Genomic DNA, 9,637 nt, shown 5'->3' on the forward strand with positions numbered 1-9,637 from the left:
TCCAACATCCAAAATTTCACTCATGTTAAAAGTCGGAATAATAGGCGGAGCGGGTTATACAGGCGGAGAAATGCTTCGTTTGCTGATCAACCACCCCGAAGTGTCCATCAGTTTTGCGCACAGCAGGAGCAATGCGGGCAAACCCGTACACGCCGTGCACCCCGACCTCATCGGTGATACGGAACTTCGTTTCGCCGAAAAGTTCCATGATGATATTGACGTACTTTTTTTATGTGTAGGGCACGGAGAAGCACGGACATTCCTGGCAGAAAATCACTGGCCGGCACACGTGAAAATCATCGATCTTTCGCAGGATTTTCGCCTGGCTGAAAAAGCAGTGATCGGCGACCGTACTTTTGTGTATGGATTGCCGGAATTGAACAGGGATGCCATCCGTTCCGCGAACAATATCGCCAACCCCGGATGTTTTGCCACGGCGCTTCAACTGGGATTACTGCCACTCGCGAAGGCTGGAATTTTAAAAGAAGTGCACACCACAGGCATTACGGGTTCAACCGGCGCAGGACAATCGCTGGCGGCCACTTCTCATTTCTCCTGGAGAGCGAACAATATCCAGGCGTATAAAACGCTGACGCACCAGCACCTGAAAGAAATCGGTCAATCGGTAAAGCAATTGCAGCCTGATGCGGATGGAGGGATCAATTTTGTACCCTGGAGAGGCGATTTTACCAGAGGAATTTTCATCAGTTCCCAACTGGAATGCGCGCTTTCAGCGGAAGAAGTGTACGTGCTGTTTGAAGACTTCTATAAAGATCACCCGTTCACCACGGCATCAAGGGAACCCATCTACCTGAAACAGGTGTTGAACACCAATAAATGCGTGATCCAGCCCGAAAAAGTAGGGTCTAAACTGGTGGTCCATTCCGCCATCGACAACCTGCTGAAAGGAGCCAGCGGTCAGGCAGTACAGAATATGAACCTGATGTTCGGACTGAACGAGCGGAGTGGATTGAATATGAAGAGTATTGGGTTCTGATGAATGATGCGGTTGTATAAAAGCAACCACAATCTATTAACCATGAATATTGAAAACTGAATATAAACCTGTTCTAATTAAACACAAGGTTAATTCATCTTTCAACATTCAACATGAAACATTAAAATGAAACTATTCGACGTTTACCCATTAAATGATATCACCATCGTGAAAGCCGAAGGTGCTAAGGTATGGGATGATAAAGGGAATGAATACCTTGATTTGTATGGCGGTCATGCCGTGATCTCTATCGGACATACGCACCCGCATTATGTGCAGCGGCTGGAAACACAACTGCATCAGGTGGGGTTCTATTCCAACTCCATTAAAATTCCCGTTCAGCAACAACTGGCGGAAAAACTGGGTGTTGTTTCCGGCAAAAAAGACTACCAGCTTTTCTTGTGCAACTCTGGCGCGGAAGCGAATGAGAACGCGTTGAAACTGGCTTCTTTCCATACCGGCAGGAAGAAAATCGTCGCTTTCTCCAAATCTTTCCATGGAAGAACTTCACTTGCAGTAGCGGCTACAGATAACCCGGCCATCGTGGCGCCGGTAAACCAAACGGATAACGTGGTTTTCCTGCCTTTCAATGATGTAACGGCATTGCATGGTTATTTCTCGGAACACGGAAAACAAGTGGCGGCGGTTATTGTGGAAGGTATTCAGGGCGTAGGCGGTATCCGGGAAGCTTCTATTGATTTCCTCCAAGCCATCAGGTCTTTGTGTAATGATTATGGCGCCGTGTATATTGCAGATTCGGTGCAATGCGGCTATGGCAGAACCGGGATTTTCTACTCACACGATTACAGCGGTACTGAAGCGGATATCTATTCCATGGCGAAAGGTATGGGCAACGGGTTCCCGATAGGCGCTATTTCCATTGCGCCTCAGCTTCAACCCAAATTCGGTATGCTGGGCACCACGTTTGGCGGCAATCACCTGGCATGTGCCGCGGCGCTGGCGGTGCTGGAAGTGATGGAAAAAGATGACCTGATGGCCAATGCAGCCGAAGTGGGTAATTACCTGATAGAACAACTCAAAGGATTTACAGGCATCACTGAAGTAAGGGGCAGGGGATTGATGATTGGTATTGAATTGCCTGCTGAACTCAGTGAGGTGAAGAAGAACCTGTTGTTCAAACACAGGATATTTACCGGGGAGGCGAAACCCAATGTAATCAGGCTGCTGCCGGCACTGAACATCACAAAGGCGCATGCTGATCGCTTCCTCGAAGCATTGGCCGCTGAACTGAAAAGCGTTCCCGTAAGCGCATAGGCGGTAGTTTTATTGTTTCGGGAAAAGGGAATGGGCATACGATAAAGTTTTTTAAATAGCATTCCACCTCACTCAATGAAGGGAAGCATTTAAACCATAGCAAACACCATGAAGAATTTTATTTCGGTTCAGGATGCGGGGGACATCAACAGCCTGGTGCGAAAGGCGCTGGCCTACAAAGCCGATCCTTTTAAGGACCGCAGTTTAGGTGCGGGTAAACGTATTGGTCTGTTGTTCCTAAACCCCAGTTTGCGTACCCGCCTCAGCACGCAGGTGGCCGCCGCTAACCTGGGCATGGACCCCATCGTGTTCAACGTGGACAAGGAAGGATGGGCACTGGAGTTTGAAGAAGGCGCCATCATGAGTGGAAATACGGTGGAGCACGTGAAAGATGCCGCGCCGATTTTGGGGCAGTATTTTGATATTCTTTGTATCAGAACCTTCCCTTCTCTGAAGAACAGGGACGATGATTACAGTGAAATGTACATCAAGCAGTTCATGCAATATGCAGGCGTGCCGGTGATCAGCCTGGAAAGCGCAACACTGCATCCTTTGCAAAGTTTAACCGATGTGATTACGATTACAGAACACAGGTTACAGACCGGAACCATGGCCAAACGTCCCAAAGTTGTACTCACCTGGGCCCCACACGTAAAGGCCTTGCCGCAATGTGTGGCCAACTCCTTCTCCCAATGGATCAATGCCTGGGGAGAAGCGGATTTTGTGATCACGCATCCGGAAGACTACCATCTGGCCAAAGCATATACCGATGGTGCTACCATTACGCACAACCAGGCCGAAGCGCTGGAAGGAGCGGATTATGTATATGTGAAAAACTGGAGTACTTTCCGTGATTATGGGAAGATATATGAAAACGATCCGGCCTGGATGCTGACGGAGGAATCGCTGCGCGGTACGAACAACGCAAAGGTGATGCACTGCCTCCCGGTAAGAAGAAATGTGGAATTGAGCGATGAAGTGCTGGATAGCCAGAACAGTCTGGTAACGCGCCAGGCAGGCAACAGGGTATGGGCCGCGCAGGCGGTAATCAGCGAATTGTTGAGTAATCACTAATCACTTCTGTTGACAAGCGATCAATGGAAGCCAAAGCGATACGATGGAACAATTGTTTGTAATAAAGATCGGCGGAAACGTAATTGATGATGAAGCAAACCTGAACCGCTTTTTAACGCAGTTCGCCTGTATCAATGCGCCCAGGATCCTCGTGCATGGCGGTGGTAAAATCGCTACACGTCTGGGGGAGCAATTAGGCATTGAATCGAAATACATCAATGGCAGAAGGATCACCGATGATGCTACCATCAACCTGGTGACCATGGTATATGGCGGACTGGTGAACAAAAAGATGGTGGCCAGCCTGCAGGCGTTGGGCTGCAACGCAATCGGGTTAACCGGCGTGGATGCCAACCTCATCCCGGCGGTGAAACGCCCGGTGAAAGAAACGGATTTCGGCTGGGTTGGTGATATCCCTGCAGAAAAAATAAACGCCGCTCCAGCAAAAGCGATGTTGGAGCATGGGTGGATACCCGTGGTGGCCCCACTCACACATGACGGACAGGGACATATTCTGAATACCAATGCTGATACCATCGCTTCCATTCTTGCAACAGGGCTTTCGGCATTTTACGATGTCCGGCTGATTTATTGTTTCGAGAAGAAAGGCGTACTGGAGAATGTGGAAGATGACAACTCGGTAGTTCCGCTTATTAACCAGGATATCTACGCCAGGTTGAAAGCGGAAAACAAACTTTTCGCGGGCATTCTTCCTAAAATAGACAATGCTTTCGCGGCCATACATTCTGGTGTGAAAGAAGTGCTGATTGGTCATGCGGATGATTTAAAAGCCAACACAGGGAATGAGACTTCCGGCACATTGATCCGATAAAATTATCCTATGACATCCGACAACTTTACCAATATTGAATCGCTCACCACATCGGCCATCAGCTTATTAAAAGAGCTGATAGCTACTCCTTCATTTTCCAGGGAAGAAGACCAGACCGCAGGCATTTTATGCCGGTTCCTTGGAGAAAGAGGCGTGCACCATAGCCGCAGCGGCAACAATGTATGGGCGTTGAATAAATATTTCGATCCGGGAAAGCCGACGATATTGCTGAATTCCCACCACGATACCGTGAAGCCTAACCCTAAATATACCCGCGATCCATTTCTACCCGAAGTGGAAGATGGAAAGCTGTTCGGACTAGGGAGCAATGATGCGGGCGGATGCCTGGTTTCTTTGCTGGCGGTATTCCTTTTTTTCTACGACAGAAAAGAACTTTCTCACAACATCATCTTTGCGGCTTCTGCTGAAGAAGAGGTTTCGGGCGTAAATGGTATTGAGGCGGTGATCCCGCAGCTCCCGCCCATCAGTTTCGCGATTGTAGGGGAACCTACACTCATGAACCTGGCCGTGGCCGAAAAAGGATTACTGGTGCTGGATGCTGTGGCACATGGTAAAGCAGGACATGCAGCCAGAGAGGAAGGCGATAACGCTATTTACAAAGCGTTGAAGGACATAACGTGGTTCAGTACTTTCCGGTTCCCAAAGGAATCGCCCACCCTGGGCCCGGTTAAAATGAGTGTTACCGTTATTGAAACGGAGAACAAAGCGCACAATGTAGTGCCCGCGCTCTGCAAGTTTACCGTGGACATCCGTGTTACCGATGCCTATTCACATGAAGAGGTATTGGAGATTGTAAAAAATAATGTACAATCCGAAGTAACGCCACGCTCCATGCGGATGCGTTCCACGAGAATAGAGTTGGATCACCCGTTGGTGAAGGCTGGAATGGCATTGGGCAAAACCGTTTATGGTTCCCCCACCTGCTCGGATAAGGCGCTGATGCCTTTCCCGGCCTTGAAATGTGGCCCCGGGGACAGCGCGAGGAGCCATACCGCCGACGAGTTTGTTTTTGTGACGGAAATTGAAACCGGTATTAAGGAGTATATTGCGATGCTCGAAGAAACGGTGAAGTAATTTTGAATTTTTGAATGATGAATTTTGAATGGGAGGAGTTCAGGTTCAACATGAGGTGTACGTTTTCTTAGAGCAGTGTAAGGGCGTTACCCCCTCGCCTGGGAATGTTGAATTTTGAAAAAATAGTTCAACTTCAACATTGGGGGACCGCCTCTCTCCCCAGGGAGAGGGGTTGATGAGGCCTCCAACGAGGCATGAAGGCTAAAATATAAATCAGGCTGTTGAACACGGAAAAATCAATCCATCATTCAACATCCAACATCCAAAATTTTCTAATGAAACTCTGGCAAAAAAATACAACCGCACTCGCTTCTGTAGAGCAATTTACCGTGGGCAAGGACCGCGAATTCGATGAACTCCTCGCTCCGTTTGATGTGCTGGGCTCCATGGCGCACGTGACCATGTTGCAGGAAGTGGGTTTGCTTACGGAGGAAGAAAAGACATTGCTCGTCAATGAACTTCGGGCCATTTACCTGGAAATCGAATCTGGAAAATTCTCGATCGGAGCGGATGTGGAAGATGTGCATTCACAGGTGGAACTCCTGCTCACCGAGCGTCTAGGCGATGTTGGAAAGAAAATCCACAGTGCACGAAGCCGCAACGACCAGGTGCTGGTGGATGTGAAATTATACCTCCGCTTCCGGCTGGAAAATCTGGTGAAAAAAGCACAGGAACTGTTTGAACTGCTGCTCACCCAAAGCGAAAACTTCAAAAACGACCTGCTGCCCGGTTATACGCACCTGCAACTGGCCATGCCTTCCTCTTTCGGGCTGTGGTTTGGCGCGTATGCTGAAAGCATGGTAGACGATATCATTACATTGCGCGCCGCTTATGAAGTGGCGAATAAAAACCCGTTAGGTTCTGCGGCAGGATACGGTTCTTCTTTTCCCATCAACAGGAAAAAGACCACACAACTGCTCGGATTCTCCGATCTGAATTACAACGTGGTGTATGCACAAATGGGCAGGGGAAAGGCGGAACGAATTACGGCGCAGGCTTTGTGTAACCTGGCGGATACACTGGCGAAACTATCTATGGACCAGTGCCTGTTCCTGAACCAGAACTTTGGTTTCGTAAGTTTTCCTGCCGAACTCACCACCGGTTCCAGCATCATGCCGCATAAAAAGAACCCGGACGTTTTCGAATTGGTGCGTTCGCATTGCAACCGCATCAAAGCGTTGCCCAACGAGATCATGCTGATGACCACCAATCTTCCCTCCGGTTATCACCGCGATCTGCAATTGCTGAAGGAGCACCTGTTCCCCGCTTTTGATACGTTGGAAGATTGCCTGGACATGGTGCACCTGATGCTCTCCAATATCGAGGTGAATAAAGATATACTGGAAGATTCCAAATACAAGTACCTCTTCAGCGTGGAAGAAGTGAACAAAGCCGTGCTGAACGGCATGCCGTTCCGCGATGCCTATAAAAAAATTGGCCTGGATATTGAGCAGGGAAGCTACACTTACGCCACCGGTGTGGAACATACCCACGAAGGTTCTATCGGAAATCTTTGTAATGAAGAGATCCGGCGCATGATGTTGAATGAATTGGAAAAGTTCGGGTTCGAAGAAGTGAATGCCGCATTAAATCAATTGGCCGGAAAAGCGGGCTGATCCTTGTGTTCAGGTTCAAATCCAACATTCAACATTCAAAATTCAGAATTATCAATTAGGTTTGTCGCAGAACGAAAAACATGAATGGAGAAAATAACAGGAAAAGGATCGCCATATTCGGATCAACCGGTTCCATTGGAACGCAGGCCCTAGAAGTGATCGCTTCCAATCCCGATCTTTTTTCAGCCGAGGTGCTCACGGCACAGAACAACGATGAATTACTGGTGGAACAGGCTTTAAAGTTCCAGCCAAATATAGTGGTGATAGGGGATGAGTCGAAATACCAGAAGGTAAAACTAGCCCTCAACACCACGGATGTAAAGGTATTCGCGGGTGAAAAGGCGCTGGAAGAAGTGGCCGCATTGGATTGCTACGACCTGATGCTGGCCGCGATTGTCGGATTTGCCGGTCTGCGTCCCACCTTACAAGCCATTGACAACGGGAAAGCCATCGCCCTCGCCAACAAGGAAACACTGGTGGTGGCGGGCGATATCGTGATGCAGCGCGCCGTAGAAAAACGGGTGCCCATTATTCCCGTGGATTCTGAACACTCCGCTATTTTCCAGTGCCTGGTGGGCGAAACCCGCAACCGCATCGAAAAGATTATTCTCACGGCATCCGGCGGCCCGTTCCTCGGCAAAAAGCCTAATTTCCTGGTGAACGTTAAGCGCGACCACGCCTTACAACACCCCAACTGGAGCATGGGCGCCAAAATATCCATCGACTCGGCCACCCTCATGAACAAAGGGCTGGAAATGATCGAGGCACGCTGGCTGTTCAACCTCCTGCCCGATCAGGTGCAGGTAGTGGTGCACCCGCAAAGCATCATCCACTCCATGGTACAGTTCGAAGACGGCAGCATCAAGGCGCAGATGGGACTTCCCGACATGAAACTGCCCATTCAGTATGCCATGGCCTTCCCGCAAAGAATTCCAAACGATTTTCCCAGATACGATTTCAGGAAACCGAATACCCTCACTTTCGAGGAACCGGACCTGAAAACATTCAGGAACCTGGCCCTTTCCATCGACGCGCTCCGCAAAGGCGGTAACCTTCCCTGCGTGATGAACGCCGCCAACGAACTGGCCGTTTTCGCCTTTCTCCGCAACAGGATCGGCTTCCTCGATATGACCGATCTCATCGAAAGAACCATGGACAAAATACCGTTCATCGAAAACCCCACCCTGGAAGATTACTACGAAAGTGATGCCGAAGCCCGTCAATACGCGGCTTCCCTGATCCACCTGTAATGCGCCCCGGGCTTTAATAAAAAATTATTTCCTCCCTTCCGCTTAATTGCGATATTTGAGAACATGAGCACTTTGTTAGCGATAGACTGGACCGCAACCGCCGTGAAAGCCGGCCAATTCGTACTTTCTTTCTCCATTATCGTGGTTCTCCATGAAATGGGCCACTTCCTCCCCGCAAAATGGTTCAAATGCCGCGTGGAGAAATTCTACCTCTTCTTCAACCCCTGGTTCTCCCTTTTCAAAAAGAAAGTGGGCGAAACGGAATATGGCCTCGGATGGGTGCCCTTCGGTGGTTACGTGAAAATCTCCGGGATGGTGGACGAAAGCATGGACAAAGAGCAGATGAAGCAACCGCCCCAACCCTGGGAGTTCCGCAGCAAACCCGCATGGCAAAGGCTCATCATCATGGTGGGCGGGGTAGTGGTGAACCTGATCCTCGGGTTTATCATCTATGCAATGATGCTCTGGTACTGGGGTGAGTCTTATGTTCCTACCAATAAATTTACTTATGGCATCGCCACTGATTCCCTCGCCCAAAGCATTGGTTTGCGTGATGGCGATAAAATGACCGGCGTGGATGGTAAATACATCGATAAGTTCCGGAAGATACCTTTGGAAGTAATTCTGAAAGATGCCAAAACGTTCAATATTGAAAGAGATGGCCAGCCCATGAACATCGCTATTCCCGATGATTTCGCCGGGAAACTGGTGAGCTACAAAGCAATCAATTTTATTGATCTGCGTGTGCCCAATACGCCTATCGATAGCGTTGGCCCCGAAAATCCGGCAGGAAAGATCGGACTACAGAAAGGAGATAAGATCGTTTCCATTAACAATACGCCCATCGTTTACTACCAGGATTATCTCCGGATGATGAAGCAGAGCAAGGGCAAATCAATAGCGCTGGGCATACAACGCGGTAAGGATACGCTGTCTAAAACCGCCGCAATTGGAAACGACGGCATACTCGGCATCTACGTGCAACCCGATCTCAACAAAATGTTTGAAGTAAAAAATATTGAATACTCTTTCTTTCAAAGTTTTCCCGCCGGTTACCGCAAAAGCGTGGAAACACTGGAATCCTACTGGCTCCAGTTAAAGCTGCTCTTCTCTAAAAAAGTTAAAACTTCCGAATCACTCGGTAGTGTGATCAGCATCGGGAAAATGTTCCCCTCCCGCTGGGATTGGGAAAGTTTCTGGGGACTTACCGCGTTTTTCTCGCTGGTGCTCGCGCTGATGAACATTTTACCGATTCCTGCACTGGATGGCGGGCACGCGTTGTTCACGCTGATTGAAATGATTACCGGCCGCAAGCCGAGCGATAAGTTCATGGAATACGCACAGATGGTAGGCATGATACTGCTGCTGGGATTGATGGCTTACGCGCTGGGATTGGATATTTTCAGGGTGGTGAAGGATTTGTTTTAGGTATTTCACGCAAAGATTCTGTGTTATTGCGGAACTTTTATTTTCTTAATTTTAGATTTCTAAAGCGGCT

General features: G+C 48.9%; 8 protein-coding genes. All 8 read left to right on the forward strand.

Features of this window, described 5'->3' with window-relative positions; genetic code table 11:
- Positions 1-22: 22 nt before the first annotated feature.
- Positions 23-997, forward strand: coding sequence for an N-acetyl-gamma-glutamyl-phosphate reductase (gene argC, locus M4J38_RS19635; protein ID WP_251761516.1), 975 nt, complete (start codon positions 23-25; stop codon positions 995-997).
- A 126-nt stretch (positions 998-1,123) separates the two neighbouring features.
- Complete coding sequence (locus M4J38_RS19640; RefSeq protein ID WP_251761517.1) at positions 1,124-2,272, forward strand: aspartate aminotransferase family protein; 1,149 nt, start codon at positions 1,124-1,126, stop codon at positions 2,270-2,272.
- 108 nt (positions 2,273-2,380) lie between these two features.
- On the forward strand, positions 2,381-3,346 hold the full coding sequence (locus tag M4J38_RS19645) for an acetylornithine carbamoyltransferase (protein ID WP_251761518.1): 966 nt from the start codon (positions 2,381-2,383) through the stop codon (positions 3,344-3,346).
- A gap of 43 nt (positions 3,347-3,389) precedes the next feature.
- The gene (argB, locus tag M4J38_RS19650) at positions 3,390-4,178 is read left to right on the forward strand and encodes an acetylglutamate kinase (RefSeq protein ID WP_251761519.1); all 789 of its coding nucleotides are present in this window, start codon (positions 3,390-3,392) and stop codon (positions 4,176-4,178) included.
- A 9-nt stretch (positions 4,179-4,187) separates the two neighbouring features.
- Positions 4,188-5,273, forward strand: a complete 1,086-nt coding sequence (locus tag M4J38_RS19655) for a M20 family metallo-hydrolase (protein ID WP_251761520.1) — start codon at positions 4,188-4,190, stop codon at positions 5,271-5,273.
- Positions 5,274-5,548: 275 nt separating this feature from the next.
- Complete coding sequence (gene argH, locus M4J38_RS19660; protein ID WP_251761521.1) at positions 5,549-6,889, forward strand: argininosuccinate lyase; 1,341 nt, start codon at positions 5,549-5,551, stop codon at positions 6,887-6,889.
- 80 nt (positions 6,890-6,969) lie between these two features.
- The gene (locus tag M4J38_RS19665; RefSeq protein ID WP_251761522.1) at positions 6,970-8,139 is read left to right on the forward strand and encodes a 1-deoxy-D-xylulose-5-phosphate reductoisomerase; all 1,170 of its coding nucleotides are present in this window, start codon (positions 6,970-6,972) and stop codon (positions 8,137-8,139) included.
- Between the two features lie 63 nt (positions 8,140-8,202).
- A complete protein-coding gene (gene rseP, locus M4J38_RS19670) occupies positions 8,203-9,567 on the forward strand; it encodes an RIP metalloprotease RseP (protein ID WP_251761523.1) in 1,365 nt (454 codons plus the stop codon).
- The last annotated feature ends 70 nt before the right edge of the window (positions 9,568-9,637 follow it).

Source organism: Parasegetibacter sp. NRK P23 (assembly GCF_023721715.1).
Classification (GTDB): Bacteria; Bacteroidota; Bacteroidia; order Chitinophagales; family Chitinophagaceae; genus Parasegetibacter.